The organism is Candidatus Phyllobacterium onerii (assembly GCF_028331445.1).
GTDB classification, from domain to species: Bacteria; Pseudomonadota; Alphaproteobacteria; order Rhizobiales; family Rhizobiaceae; genus Phyllobacterium; species Phyllobacterium onerii.
This window is the reverse complement of the sequence record NZ_JAQMHX010000005.1, coordinates 267,692-281,449: the sequence shown is the minus strand read 5'-3', so window position 1 is coordinate 281,449 and position 13,758 is coordinate 267,692. Positions and strand designations below refer to the sequence as shown.

Below are 13,758 nucleotides of genomic sequence, written 5' to 3'. Positions count from 1 at the left end.
CTCAACCTTCCACAAAAATCAGCGCTGGTGTTTCAAGCAGCGTCTTGATTCGCTGAATGAAAACAGCAGCATCCCAGCCGTCGATAACGCGATGGTCGAAACTCGACGACAGGTTCATCATCTTGCGGGGGATAAAGTTCGTTCCGTCCCACATCGGCCGTGTCATGATCTTGTTGACGCCAATGATCGCCACCTCCGGGTAATTGATCACCGGCGTCGTCACCACCCCGCCCATGCTGCCGAGCGACGTGATCGTGATCGTCGATCCGCTCAGTTGCTCGCGCGTCGCCGTACCGGTTTTGGCCGCATCTGCCAGCAAATTGACCTCGGCGGCGCAATCCCACAGCGTGCGCGCCTCGGCATGCTTGACCACCGGAACCACCAAGCCGTTCGGCGTCTGCGCCGCTATGCCGATGTGAACACCGCCATGCTGGTGGATAACATTGGCTTCGTCGTCGTAAAGCGCGTTGAGCTGCGGCTGATCGGCAATTGCCCGCACCATCGCCCGCATCAGAAACGGCAAAATGGTCAATTTCGATTGCTCGGCGCGCTTGTTGGCATTGAGTGTCGCGCGCAGTTCCTCCAGCGATGAGACATCGATTTCTTCGACATAGGTGATGTGCGGAATGTGCGATTTGGCAATCGCCATTTTCTCCGCAATCTTGCGGCGCAGACCTACTACCTTGATTTCCTTGACGGAATTGTCGGGAGAAAGTGCCGTGACACCGGGCTTTTGCGATCCCCGCGCGAAGAAGGCCTCGAGATCCTCATGGCTGATGCGCCCCGCCGGCCCCGTGCCGCTGACTTGACGAAGGTCCACGCCGGCCTCTTTTGCCCGCAACCGAACAGCTGGAGACGCGAGCGGCTTCTCGCCTTCATCGCGCGGCGCATTGGCGCTAAAACGACTTGTTGCAACCGACGTTTTTTGCGCAGCGGGAGGCGTTATCGGCTTTGGTTTTTCGGCTGGAGCTTTCGGCGCTTCGGCCTTTTTCTCCGCCTCTGGTGCCGGCGCCTCGGCCTTCACCGGTTTGGCTGGCGTGGCCTCGACCACGTGGCCTTCGCCTTCAATCTTCAAGCGGACCAGCGGCGATCCGATGGCAAGGATCTGACCGATTTCGCCCCCGAGCCAGATGATTTCGCCGTCCACTGGCGACGGAATCTCGACCGTAGCCTTGTCCGTCATCACAGCGGCAAGCACGGTGTCCTCGCGCACCAGATCCCCAATTTTGACATTCCATTCAACGAGTTCGGCTTCCGCAACGCCTTCACCGACATCCGGCAGCTTGATGATATACTCACCCATAGCGCTATCCCTCCAGCGTTTCGACAAGCGCGCGTCCGAGGCGCACGGGTCCGGGGAAATAATCCCATTCCTGCGCGTGCGGATAAGGCGTATCCCACCCGGTCACCCGCACGACCGGCGCTTCGAGCTTGTAGAAACAATGTTCCTGGACCAATGCCGCGAGTTCTGCACCAAAACCCGAGGTTAACGTTGCTTCGTGCACCACGACGCAGCGGCCAGTCTTCGAAACGGATTCAACAATGGTTTCGAGATCGAGTGGCAAAAGCGTGCGTAGATCGATGATTTCCGCGTCTATGCCGTGTTCCTCTGCAGCGGCTTCGGCCACGTAAACCATTGTGCCATAAGCAAGAATCGTGAGCTTCGAACCTTCGCGGCGCTTGATCGCCTTGCCAAGCGGTACCGTATAGTGACCGTCCGGAACTTCGCCGAGATCGTGCTTCGACCAAGGCGTTACCGGCCTGTCATAGTGACCGTCGAATGGCCCGTTATAGAGGCGCTTGGGTTCGAGGAAGATCACCGGGTCGGGATCTTCGATCGCCGAAATCAGCAAGCCCTTGGCGTCATGCGGATTGGAGGGAACGACCACTTTCAGCCCGGAAACGTGCGTAAACAGTGCCTCAGGGCTCTGACTGTGGGTCTGACCACCAAAAATACCACCGCCAACCGGCATTCGCACGACGATCGGGCAGGTAAAGTCGCCATTGGACCTGTAGCGCAGGCGTGCCGCCTCCGAGACGATCTGATCATAGGCCGGATAGACATAATCTGCGAACTGGATCTCGATGCAGGGCTTCAACCCATAGGCTGCCATGCCGATTGCCGCGCCGACAATGCCCGCTTCGCTGATCGGCGCATCGAAGCATCGCGTCTTGCCATATTTTGCCTGCAGTCCCTGGGTACAGCGGAACACGCCACCGAAAAAACCCACATCTTCACCGAACACGACAACATTGTCGTCGCGTTCCATCATGATATCCATCGCGTCGCGAATGGCCTCGATCATAGTTTTACGCGGCATCTATCAGACTCCTGCCTGCTGGCGCTGGCGACGCAGATGCGGCGGCATTTCCTCGTAGACGCCCTCGAACATATCGCGGGCGGACGGCTTGCCTCCCGCATGCAATGTGCCGAAGCTTTCCGCTTCTTTTTGCGCGGCAACGACAGTGTCGAGAATTTCCGCCTCCGTCTGCTTGTGACGATCATCGGACCAGACACCGCGCCCGATCAGATGGTTCTTGAGCCGGATGACCGGGTCACCCAGTGGCCAGGCATCGGATTCTGTCTTGGGCCGGTATGCCGATGGATCATCGGAAGTGGAATGCGCGCCGGCGCGGTAGGTAACATACTCGATCAACGTGGGCCCGAGATTGCGCCGGGCGCGCTCGATCGCCCATTTTGCCACTGCAAAAACCGCCAGATAGTCGTTACCGTCCACACGCAGAGCCGGAATGCCAAATCCGAGACCACGCGCCGCAAATGTGCCCGAGCCGCCTCGTGCAATGCCCTGAAAAGTAGAAATTGCCCACTGGTTGTTGACGATATTCAGCACGATCGGCGCTTTGTAGGTCGACGCGAACACCAGCGATGCATGGAAATCGGATTCGGCCGTAGACCCATCGCCAATCCATCCTGCCGCAATCTTGGTGTCATGCTTGATGGCCGATGCCATCGCCCAGCCCACTGCCTGGATATATTGCGTCGCAAGATTTCCGGAGATTGAAAAGAAGCCATGCTCTTTCGACGAATACATGATCGGCAGCTGGCGGCCTTTAAGTGGATCACGCTCGTTGGAGTAGATCTGGCACATCATCTCGACCATCGGATAGTCATCTGCAATCAAAAGGCCAGCCTGCCGATATGTGGGGAAATTCATGTCACCGGGCGCAAGCGCCTTACGGAAGGCGCAGCTGACGGCCTCTTCACCAAGATGCTGCATATAGAACGAGGTTTTGCCTTGCCGCTGGGCGATCTGCATCCGCGCATCGAATGTGCGCAGCGTCATCATATGGCGCAGTCCCTCAATCAATTGATCGTCGGTTAACAGACCGGCCCAAGGGCCGACCGCTGCACCGTCGCGGTTTAGAACGCGAATGATCGAGAAAGCCAGATCGCGTATGTCCTCGGGATTGGCGTCGACTTCCGGACGCCGTATCGCGCCGGCCTCATCAAGCTCCACATTGGAAAAATCTGGCGCACCGCCAGGCCGCACCGCCGGTTCGGGCACGTGCAGGCTAAGCGGACCAAATTCACCAGGGGAACCATCATCGGACATAATACAGACCTCCCAATCACGCGTATCGTGCCATACACTACCATGAAAAATCACGCGGGCAGCATTGGCTTTTCCAAGGAATTCCGGACGGTTACCGCGCTTTTCTGATGAGATATTCCGTATAACACCCTGAACTTGTTGAAAGTTCCGGCGAATATTTTATGGGCGGGTGAAATCGAGCCCGGCAAAAAAGCAATTTTTCGCCACTTCACCGGCAGCGCGCGCATTTATGCGATCAAAGCCTGAATGGATTTTGTAATGAAATGTTCGGCGGAAGGGCCAGAGCCTGACCGAAAATTCGACAGGGGGTGGCGAAAATGATGCTTTCCGAGCACCGAAGCGGAGCGTACGTTGGGTACGTGAGCATCGGAGCGCAGAAAAGCGCCATTTGCAGCCCGCCTTGGCGAATTTACGTTCAGGCTCTTACGCAGCGGCAATTGCCGTTGCATGATCGCGCGCATCTTCCCGAATTGCCTCGAGATATATCCTCTTGAGCAGCGATAGCATGTCGTCATTGGCAGCCGCAGGAACAGCACCATTGGTAGCCGGCGCGACGTGCTCGATCATTCTGCGCACGATTTCCTGGGAATTGATGACCAGTTTGCCATTGGCAACGCCGTGCCAACTGTTAAGCGCCACGCGCAGCGGCTGATGCGTGCTCGCGGGAAGCCCCGCAGCATTGAACAATGCGCACAACACCGTTGCCCGGCCATCGATCAGAAGGCTACGCACGCGCGCCAGGCTGTAGCCCGAGAGCATAACAAGAATCGCACCGAAGAAATCGATCTTTCCGCACGCAACGATCCGGATGACGAATGCAGTTGTGAGGTCACCGCGCAACTGCAGGTGCTCGATCAGCGCCGGGTATTCCTCAGCGGAGGTCTCCGCCACAAGGCTGATCGAGGCCTTGACGCAAGCTTCCTGCGTAACGCGCCTGGCCCGGCGCTCGCCCATCAATGCCACGACAATATCCATCTGACACAGCGCCTCAGCAATGCAGATTGCCAATGCATGGCGGCAATCGGCAGGCAATCGCTCATCTTCTACCAGGAGCGCGCGAATTTCAGCCACATGACCCAGGCGCTCGATCAAGCGGCGAAAGCTGATGTGAGCTATCTGCGCTTGGGTGTTGGCCAGAAGCTCCAGCACAGCAATCGTCTCGCCGATTTCAATGATTGCAGCGCTGACCGCAATTGACACCTTGGGCCTCGCCGCTATGACTTTCTGTGCGTCGCCGCTTCCGCCCGCAACACAATCGATCAGATCGGCGTCGCTGAGAAGCACGGATCGCGCCAGCATATAGGTGGCGATCTCAATTTGATCGCGAGCAAGACCGGCGACGATGTGAATTGGGGCATGCGCGCTTGTAGAGAACACGTCGGCAAGCGCCAATCGCACTTTTGGCGAAGGATCGTCCAGGAGCAGCGTCAATACGGTCTCTGTGGCACAACGTTCGTCGAAATCGAGGTCGGAATGCAGGTAAATATGAGCCAACGCAGCCGCTGCATGGCAACGCTGCGTAACCGAAACATTATCGATCATTTTCAGATAGTGCTGTACCGACATTTATCTTGCGCCCCACAGTCTTTGCTACAATAGACTTTAGTAGCAAAAGGTTTACGAACGGTTCACCATATCGATTAACCATAACACGGCGGCAGCACGCACGTGTTGCGATCCCGGTAAAGCCGACCTAGACTCCTGCAAAAGAGGAGACGCGAGAAATCATGGCAGGGCTATTTCTGGAAGACTTTGAAATCGGACATGTATTCCAGCACCCGCTGCGCAAGACTGTCACCGAGAGCGACAACATGCTGTTTTCGGTCATGACCCTCAATCCGCAGCCGCTGCACATCGATTTCGAATATGCCAGCAAGACAGAGTGGGGCAAGCCGCTGGTGAATTCGTTGTTTACACTCGGCCTGATGATCGGCATTTCGGTCAATGACACAACTGTTGGCACTACGATTGCCAATCTTGGTATGTCCGACGTGACGTTCCCCGCCCCGCTGTTTCATGGCGATACCGTGCGGGTCGAAACGCAGGTGATCTCGGCGCGGAAATCCAAATCAAAACCGGATCGTGGCATCGTCGAATTCGAGCACAGGGCTTTCAATCAATTCGGTGTACTTGTCGCGAAATGCACACGGCAAGCCATGATGAAATCGAAGGCCGTCGCCTGATGCGCTCGCTCTTGTTCGTTCCGGGCGATTCGGAAAAGAAGCTGGAGAAGGGCCTGACCAGTGGGGCCGACGTGCTGCTGATCGACCTTGAGGATTCGGTGAGTGTCGAGCGCAAGCAAGCGGCACGAGAAATCGCCGCCGAATTTCTCACAGCAAGCCGAGGCAGGCCCTCGCCGCGCCTGTTTGTTCGCATCAATGATCTTGCCAGCGGTCTCGCCGATGACGATCTTGCCGCCATCATGCCATCCCTGCCCTTTGGCATCCTCTTGCCAAAATCCAACAGCGGCAAGGATGTGACGCGGCTTTCGGCCAAGCTCAACGTTCACGAAGCCCGTGCAGGCGTTGAGGAAGGCTCGACACAAATCATCGCCATCATCACCGAAACTGCGATCGGGACACTCTCGGCGGCAAGTTATCCAGGCGCATCAACCCGTCTGATTGGCTTGAGTTGGGGCGCTGAAGACCTGTCCGCCGCAATCGGCACTCGCATCGCCCGCGACGAGTCCGGGCGTTATACGGATATCTTCCGGCTGGCTCGGGCAGTGACGATCCTAGGCGCATCGGCGGCAGATGTTGCCTCGATTGACACGGTCTATATCAACTATCGCGATGACGAAGGGCTCACGCGCGAATGCACTGAGGCTGAACGCGACGGGTTTACCGCCAAGCTGGCCATTCATCCGGCGCAGGTACCGATCATCAATCACGCGTTTACACCGTCGCCGGAGTCCGTGGCGCATGCCCGAAGGATAATCGACGCGTTTGCCGCTGATCCGGTTGCCGGTGTGATCGGTATCGATGGCGAGATGGTCGACCGTCCGCATCTGCGACGGGCGGAGCGGCTTATTGCACGCTCAACCCGATGATTCATCCCACCTTGGGCGAAACATCTGGAAGGTGTCGGAAACAGAGGCGAAATCCATATAGCCGAGGCGTGAAACCGGCTGGGCTTTCGTCATGTCCACGAGGCCGTTGGTCAGGATTTCCTCGCTGATGTGCACGCCAACCACTTCGCCGATGACCATGATCGAAGCCACCGGGTTACCGTGGCGATCTTTCGGATTGCGGATTTCAGTCACGACGCATTCCAGCGTTGAAAAGGCTTCAGCCACACGCGGCGCATTGATCATCGTACATTCGACCGGGGTCAGTCCGGAGTACTCGAACTCGCTGACGCCCCGCGGTGCATTCACCGACGTTGCGTTCATGGCAACGGAAAGGTTTGCGCTGACCAGATTAGCGGCGAACTCACCCGTCTCTTCGATAAAGGAGACGCTGTCCTTGTAGCCTTCGGAACAAAACATGATGAGACAGGGCTTGGTGCTGATCATGTTGAAAAAGGAGTATGGCGCGAGATTGACCTTGCCGTCCTTCGAGCGGCTGGAAATCCATCCGATTGGTCGCGGCGCAACAATAGCCTTCAACGGATCATGCGGCAGGCCGTGGCCATCCTCGTATTTGTAGAACATCTAGGGTCCTAGCCTTCCCACGGGCCCGAATACTCAGACAGTATATCCTTGATCTCGGGTCGCGGACGTTCCGGCACCTTCTGGGCGCAAGTACCTATATGAACGAAGCCGGTTACGCGCTCATGCGGCGCCAGACCAAGCAGTGTGCGGCCCTTTTCATCGGAAGCGTACCAGTTGCTGATCCAGTTGGTGGCATAGCCAAGCGCGTTGGCCGCAAGAGAAAGCTTCATCGCCGCGGCGCCGGAAGACAGGAACTGCTCCCATTCCGGAATATGATGCTCGACTGGCGAGAAAACCACGCCAATCACCAATGGCGCGCGGGCAAACCGCTTGAGTTCCTGATCGCGGCGCTGCTCGGTCAGCGGACCTTCACGCTCTTCGGCAAGAGCGGCGAGATATTTGCCGATCTGAACACGCGCTTCTCCCCGGTAGAGGATGAAGCGCCAAGGAGTGAGGCGGCCATGATCAGGCACCCGCGACGCGATACGAATCATCGTTTGGATTTCATCGTCCGAAGGCGCCGGAAGTCCAATGGCCGAGATCGGCGTCGAACTGCGGGTTGACAGGAATTCTATGATCGAATTGGGAGTGGATGTATCCATGTTTTAAAACGGCGGTCCTGATTTAAGTCGTATACTTGTTTGCGCGGACAATGTGGTGGTTTCATCGGTCAAGTAAAGGTAGCACGCTAAGAAAAAGCCTTGAAATTGCCATCGGCTTCGGATCAAACCGTTTCATGGGTGTATTCCAATTTATTTCAACGGGCGGCAAGTCCCTAAAATATGCGTTGCTGCTTGTAACCATGGCGTTCACCGGCATCTCCTGCGCATCCGCGCAGGCACTTGCGCCGGATTTTCCTGATGTCCCGGCGCTCGATATTCCCAACATCCCCAATCTTAAAGGGTACGCCAACCCGAAGGCTTCCGAGAACAACCCGTTTGCCAACGAACCGGAACTCGTGCTGTCAGCCAAACTTTCCGATAATGGTCAAGCAATCCCGCGCGGTCTCGTCTGGCGTGTATTCTCACCGGAGCCAGGCGGCGACGGCAAGCTGGCATTGCTGGCGACTGCCAAGGGCGGAACGACCTCGTTCAACCTTGCTCCCGGCAGCTATTTGGTACATGTAGCTTTCGGACGTGCAGGCGCGACGAAGCGCATTACCATGACCCGCGCCAAGCGTACGGAAACGATGATCCTCGATGCCGGCGGGGTGAAACTCAATGCGACGCTTTCAGGCGGCGGGCGCATACCGCCGGATCAGCTGCGGTTTTCCATCTATGAAGATCACGCCGACCAGAGCGGCGAACGTGCGCTGATCATCCCGGACGTCAAACCCGATAGCGTGGTGCGCCTCAATACCGGCACCTACCAGATCGTCTCCAACTACGGCACCGCGAATGCTGTGATCCGCTCGGATATCCGTGTCGAGGCCGGCAAGATCACCGAAGCCAACGTGGAACACCGCGCCGCATTGCTGACGATGAAGCTCGTGCGCGAGGCTGGCGGTGAGGCGCTGGCCGATACTGCCTGGTCCGTCCTGACGACGTCCGGCGACATCGTGCGGGAAAGCGTCGGCGCCTTTGCTTCCATTGTCCTGGCGGAAGGCGAGTATGTCATCATCGCCAAGAACAAGGACCGCATCTACCAGCGCGATTACAAGGTCGTCGCCGGCCGCAATCAGGATGTCGAAGTGATCGCATCCGAAGCTGCGAGCTCACCAGCAACGACGAACCAACCGGCCGAGGGCGAAGAGCCGCTTGATTGATTAATAGGCTCTGTGCTCCAGCGAAAAAACCGCATTGTAAAGATGTTCGAGCAGTAGCTTGCGGTCTTCCAGCGGCTTCAATTCGTCCCAGGCGATAACCTGGCCGATCCGCACATTGATTGCCTTACCGGACAATCTGCGAAATTCGCGTATCAGCAGCGAAATGCGCAAAGTCATCGAAACTTTGCTCGCGAGATGGAAGAAGCGCCCGTTCTGTCCGCCGAAATAGACCGGGATCACCGAGGCCTTGGCTTGCTGCACGAGCTTTGCCGGAAAGATCTTCCACGGCAGATCCTCTGCCCGGCCAAAGCCCTTGGGCGCCGTTGCAACCCCACCGGCCGGAAAGACAACGATCGTCACGCCTTGCTTCAAAAGCCGCACGGCCTCGTGACGGGTCGCCATATTCATCGTCACGGCTTCCTTCGTTTCGTCGAAACAGACAGGAAGCGCATAGGGGCGAATTTCCGGCACCTTCATCAGATCATTGTTGATGAGAACGCGGAACGGCCGACCGAGCTGCTCGGCCAATGCCAAAGAAGCAATGCCGTCGCCGATGCCAAAAGGATGGTTGGCGATGATCACCAATGGCGTATCGGGCAGATTTTGCGGTGGCCACTGGTCCTGAACATCGAGACGGATGTTGATCAGATCCATCATGCGACAGAAAACATCGATACCTGCGGGGACGATGTCGCTCCGCCATGTATTATAGAGCCCGGCATAATAGTTGCGACCGGAAAGGCCTTCGATGGCCCGAATGAGCCATTGGGTCAGGCGGGTCTGCGTGTCGTTGGCATAAGAAAGCTCTGGAAACTGCACGTGGACTCCGCAGAATATTGAAACGGCCTGAATTTTCTCAACACTGTATGACAGCGTGATGAAGCCATCACGCTGTCATATTTCATGCTCGCTTAGATTACTCGGCCGCCGCGCGCAACAGGTCCGGAGGTGTCGCTTCGCTCCTAAGCTGCTGGATCGCATCATCCAGCTTCAACGAGGTCTGGTTCTGCGAACCGAGGCGGCGCATATTGACCGAACGCTCTTCGGCTTCGCGCATCCCGCAAACAAGTATGACCGGCACCTTCTGCAAGGAATGCTCGCGCACCTTGTAGTTGATCTTCTCGTTGCGGAAGTCGGTGATGACTTGCAGCCCGGCGGCCTTCAGCTCCTTGGCGACCTGCTTGCCATATTCGTCGGCCTCGGAGGTGATCGTTGCAACGACGACCTGCACCGGCGCAAACCATAGCGGCATGTGACCCGCATAGTTCTCGATCAGGATGCCGAGAAAGCGTTCCATGGAGCCGCAAATGGCGCGATGGATCATCACCGGCTGCTTCTTCTCCGACGTGGAGTCGATGTAGAAAGCGCCAAAACGTTCCGGCAGGTTGAAATCCACCTGCGTCGTGCCGCATTGCCAATCACGCCCGATAGCATCCCGCAGCACATATTCGAACTTGGGACCGTAGAAAGCACCCTCGCCCGGATTGATCGATGTCTTGATCTTGCCGCCAGACTGTTCCTCGATCGTCTTGAGCACCTGGCTCATCACCTCTTCAGCGCGGTCCCATAGTTCATCCGAACCGACGCGCTTGTCGGGACGCGTCGATAGTTTCACCGTGATGCCTTCGAATCCGAAATCGGCATAGGTCGTGAGGATCAGATCGTTGATGCGCAGGCACTCCGCCGCCATCTGCTCGTCGGTGCAGAAAATATGCGCATCGTCCTGCGTGAAGCCACGCACGCGCATCAGGCCATGCAACGCGCCCGAAGGCTCATAGCGATGCACGTTGCCGAATTCCGCAAGTTTTACCGGCAGATCGCGGTATGACTTTAGGCCATGCTTGAAGATCATGACATGGCCCGGGCAGTTCATCGGCTTCAGCGCGAACACTCTCTCGTCATCGGTCTCGTCACCGGCGACCGTGACCTTGAACATATTGTCCCGGTACCAGCCCCAATGTCCGGAAGTCTCCCACAACGATTTGTCGAGCACCTGCGGTGCATTGACTTCACTATAACCATGGCTATCCAGCCGCCGCCGCATGTAGCTGACGAGGCTCTGGAACATCTTCCAGCCCTTCGGATGCCAGAATACAACGCCCGGCCCCTCTTCCTGGAAGTGGAACAGATCCATTTCGCGGCCGAGACGGCGGTGATCGCGCTTTTCGGCCTCCTCCAGCATATGCAGATAGGAGTTGAGATCGGCATCATTGTTGAAAGCCGTTCCATAGATACGGCTCAGCATCGGATTGTTGCTGTCACCGCGCCAATAGGCTCCCGCAACCTTCATCAACTTGAAGGAATTGCCAATCTGGCCAGTCGAGACCATGTGCGGGCCGCGGCAAAGATCGTACCAATCGCCTTGGCGATAGATCCTCAGGTCCTGGCCTTCGGGAATGGCATCGACGAGCTCCACCTTATAGGCTTCGCCTTTTTCGGCGAAAACCTTGCGCGCTTTTTCGCGCGACCAGATTTCCTTTGTGAACAGCTTGTTACGGGCAATGATCTCCCGCATCTTCTTCTCGATCACCGGCAGGTCATCTGGCGTGAATGGTTCGTTCTTGGCGAAATCGTAGTAGAAGCCATTCTCGATCACCGGTCCAATGGTGACCTGCGTTCCGGGAAACAACTCCTGCACCGCCTCGGCGAGGACGTGGGCACAATCATGCCGGATCAACTCCAGCGCGCGCGGGTCTTCCCGCGTCAGGATTTCGATCGCGCCTGAACCCTGCAACGGATCGGACAGATCGCGCACAGTGCCATCCACCGCATAGGCGACAGCTTTCTTGGCAAGTGATTTGGAAATGGATTCAGCAAGTTCCGCACCGGTCATGGCAGCGTCATATTCGCGCTTCGAGCCATCGGGGAATTGCATGGATACAGTTTTGGCAACTGTTTGTGACATCGATTTTCTCCTATCCAGTCCCGCCAACGATTGCGGGTGGTATCCAGCTTGCCGGAAACCGCTCCGGCGGGCGCACTTCTAAATGCTGTTTTGTCCGGCGTAAAGTACTTAAAGCACAACGCCAATCACGTGATCATTCAAGACCTAGGGCGATGAAGGCTCCAAAAGCGCCAGGGCATATACCATACGAAACGCCCGTCCAGTGCGGTCGGGACCGGATCGAGCCCATGTGTGCCGCCCGGCCCACAGCGGACAAACCGGAAGAGACCCATCCAGCCTCCGGTCCACAGGCCATAGCGGGCGACGGATTCGTAAGTATATTCCGAGCAGGTGGGAATGTGGCGGCAGGAATTTCCAATAAATCCGGACAAGGTGAGCTGGTAGAGCCTGATCAGCCCTGTTCCCAACAAGCGTCCTGGCGTTTTCCGCCATGATCCTTGCCAGTTACGCGAATATTTGCTGGCAACCTTCGGCATATGATCATGTGCCGGTTTTTCACACATTGGTTTCAGGCTGCGGCTTCGGCGTTTTTCTTCTCGATCTGGTCAAGGCAATCCACCACCGCGTCAAAGGTCAGCATCGTGGAATTATGGCGCGCTTTGTAGTCGCGCACCGGCTCAAGAAACTTCAGATCTTCGAACCTGCCGTCCGGCGGCGTACCGTTTTCCTTCAGCATTTTGAACATTCTGTCCCTGACGTCGCGCAGTTCCTGTGCCGTCGCGCCTATGACATGCCGCGCCATGATCGACGACGAAGCTTGCCCCAACGCGCAAGCCTTCACATCATGGGCAAAATCTGAAACGACGCCATCCTCCACCTTTAGGTCGACGGTAACAGTCGAGCCACAAAGTTTTGAATGGGCGGTGGCCGATGCATCCGGCTGCTCAAGGCGCCCGAGCCGCTGGATGTTTCCGGCAAATTCCAGGATGCGCGTGTTGTAGACGTCATTGATCATCATGAATGCCCGTTTTTCGACACAGTGTTCACCGCAAACGCGTCATTGTGCATCGCTTTGACCCTATGAATTCCGATTTCAATCTCTATATAGTATTCGAGCGTACCAGCACAAAGTCGCATGTATTAAATTTTCGCGATGCGCTATTGTGTTGGTCGGGGCTGGAAACGTCTTCCAGTCTGCCTTCAATACACCGTCCGTTCCGATGGAGCGACTATCGTGTATTGCCGTTTAACTCGTCGCTCCTTTGAGGGCGGCTACGGGAGATCGCGATGGATGCTATAATCAAGGTCCTGCAATCGGCAGCCGCCAAGCAGGACAATAATCGACGCCCCACCCAGGAAGAAGCCGAAGCAGCCGTTCGCACGCTATTGCTTTGGGCTGGCGACAATCCGGACCGCGAGGGTCTGTTGGATACGCCGCAACGAGTGGCCAACACATACAAGGAATTGTTCTCCGGTTATGCGCAGGACCCGGCCGATGTGCTTGGCCGTACCTTCGAGGAAGTCGCCGGATACGAGGACATGATCCTCATTCAGGATATTCCGTTCTTCTCGCACTGCGAACATCATATGGTGCCGATCATCGGCAAGGCGCATGTGGCATACCTGCCCGATGGCGAGAAGGTCGTTGGCTTGTCGAAAATCGCCCGCGTAGTCGACATGTTTGCGCATCGCCTGCAGACGCAGGAGAGCATGACGGCGCAGATTGCCAATGCTATCCAGGAGTCGCTGCGCCCGCGCGGCGTTGCGGTCATGATCGAGGCAGAACACATGTGCATGGCTATGCGCGGCATCCGTAAAGCCGGTTCGACGACGACCACGACAACCTTTACCGGATCGTTCAAGACTGAAATCAACGAGCAGGTACGGTTCATGACACTCGTCAGGGGCCGGTAGTTTCCAG

The 13,758-nt window shown here is 56.9% G+C and carries 14 protein-coding genes; 4 read left to right on the top strand and 10 right to left on the bottom strand.

All coding sequences use genetic code 11. The features are described from left to right. Position 1: 1 nt before the first annotated feature. The 4 genes from PHA01_RS13990 to PHA01_RS13975 form a co-directional block, all read right to left on the bottom strand. Complete coding sequence (locus PHA01_RS13990; protein WP_271896471.1) at positions 2–1,303, bottom strand: dihydrolipoamide acetyltransferase family protein; 1,302 nt, start codon at positions 1,301–1,303, stop codon at positions 2–4. A gap of 4 nt (positions 1,304–1,307) precedes the next feature. Next, positions 1,308–2,321 (bottom strand): alpha-ketoacid dehydrogenase subunit beta, encoded by a 1,014-nt coding sequence (locus PHA01_RS13985; protein WP_271896470.1) that lies wholly within the window; start codon positions 2,319–2,321, stop codon positions 1,308–1,310. Between the two features lie 3 nt (positions 2,322–2,324). Beyond that, positions 2,325–3,575: a 3-methyl-2-oxobutanoate dehydrogenase (2-methylpropanoyl-transferring) subunit alpha gene (locus tag PHA01_RS13980; protein WP_271896469.1), complete on the bottom strand. Its 1,251-nt coding sequence runs from the start codon at positions 3,573–3,575 to the stop codon at positions 2,325–2,327. Positions 3,576–3,998: 423 nt separating this feature from the next. Beyond that, on the bottom strand, positions 3,999–5,141 hold the full coding sequence (locus tag PHA01_RS13975; RefSeq protein ID WP_271896468.1) for a DUF2336 domain-containing protein: 1,143 nt from the start codon (positions 5,139–5,141) through the stop codon (positions 3,999–4,001). Between the two features lie 158 nt (positions 5,142–5,299). Here PHA01_RS13975 and PHA01_RS13970 point away from each other — a divergent pair, with 158 nt between their 5' ends. Both PHA01_RS13970 and PHA01_RS13965 read left to right on the top strand, forming a co-directional pair. Further along, positions 5,300–5,758, top strand: coding sequence for a MaoC family dehydratase (locus PHA01_RS13970; protein WP_334312026.1), 459 nt, complete (start codon positions 5,300–5,302; stop codon positions 5,756–5,758). Next, positions 5,758–6,624, top strand: coding sequence for an HpcH/HpaI aldolase/citrate lyase family protein (locus PHA01_RS13965; RefSeq protein WP_271896673.1), 867 nt, complete (start codon positions 5,758–5,760; stop codon positions 6,622–6,624). The genes PHA01_RS13970 and PHA01_RS13965 overlap by 1 nt, the downstream gene beginning before the upstream one ends. Here PHA01_RS13965 and PHA01_RS13960 read toward each other — a convergent pair. Both PHA01_RS13960 and PHA01_RS13955 read right to left on the bottom strand, forming a co-directional pair. Next, on the bottom strand, positions 6,613–7,227 hold the full coding sequence (locus PHA01_RS13960) for a flavin reductase family protein (protein ID WP_271896466.1): 615 nt from the start codon (positions 7,225–7,227) through the stop codon (positions 6,613–6,615). The two genes, PHA01_RS13965 and PHA01_RS13960, sit on opposite strands and share 12 nt — an antisense overlap. 8 nt (positions 7,228–7,235) lie before the next feature. Beyond that, positions 7,236–7,829, bottom strand: coding sequence for a nitroreductase family protein (locus PHA01_RS13955; RefSeq protein WP_271896465.1), 594 nt, complete (start codon positions 7,827–7,829; stop codon positions 7,236–7,238). A 134-nt stretch (positions 7,830–7,963) separates the two neighbouring features. On the opposite strand from PHA01_RS13955, the gene PHA01_RS13950 reads away from it, so the two are divergent. After that, the gene (locus tag PHA01_RS13950; protein WP_271896464.1) at positions 7,964–8,992 is read left to right on the top strand and encodes a hypothetical protein; all 1,029 of its coding nucleotides are present in this window, start codon (positions 7,964–7,966) and stop codon (positions 8,990–8,992) included. Here PHA01_RS13950 and PHA01_RS13945 read toward each other — a convergent pair whose 3' ends face one another. The 4 genes from PHA01_RS13945 to PHA01_RS13930 form a co-directional block, all read right to left on the bottom strand. Next, positions 8,993–9,811, bottom strand: coding sequence for a lysophospholipid acyltransferase family protein (locus PHA01_RS13945; protein WP_271896463.1), 819 nt, complete (start codon positions 9,809–9,811; stop codon positions 8,993–8,995). A 97-nt stretch (positions 9,812–9,908) separates the two neighbouring features. Next, complete coding sequence (gene thrS, locus PHA01_RS13940) at positions 9,909–11,897, bottom strand: threonine--tRNA ligase (RefSeq protein ID WP_271896462.1); 1,989 nt, start codon at positions 11,895–11,897, stop codon at positions 9,909–9,911. A 137-nt stretch (positions 11,898–12,034) separates the two neighbouring features. Next, positions 12,035–12,400: a membrane protein insertion efficiency factor YidD gene (gene yidD / locus PHA01_RS13935; protein WP_271896461.1), complete on the bottom strand. Its 366-nt coding sequence runs from the start codon at positions 12,398–12,400 to the stop codon at positions 12,035–12,037. A gap of 5 nt (positions 12,401–12,405) precedes the next feature. After that, complete coding sequence (locus tag PHA01_RS13930) at positions 12,406–12,852, bottom strand: iron-sulfur cluster assembly scaffold protein (RefSeq protein WP_271896671.1); 447 nt, start codon at positions 12,850–12,852, stop codon at positions 12,406–12,408. Between the two features lie 272 nt (positions 12,853–13,124). On the opposite strand from PHA01_RS13930, the gene folE reads away from it, so the two are divergent. Then, on the top strand, positions 13,125–13,751 hold the full coding sequence (gene folE / locus PHA01_RS13925; protein ID WP_112531326.1) for a GTP cyclohydrolase I FolE: 627 nt from the start codon (positions 13,125–13,127) through the stop codon (positions 13,749–13,751). The last annotated feature ends 7 nt before the right edge of the window (positions 13,752–13,758 follow it).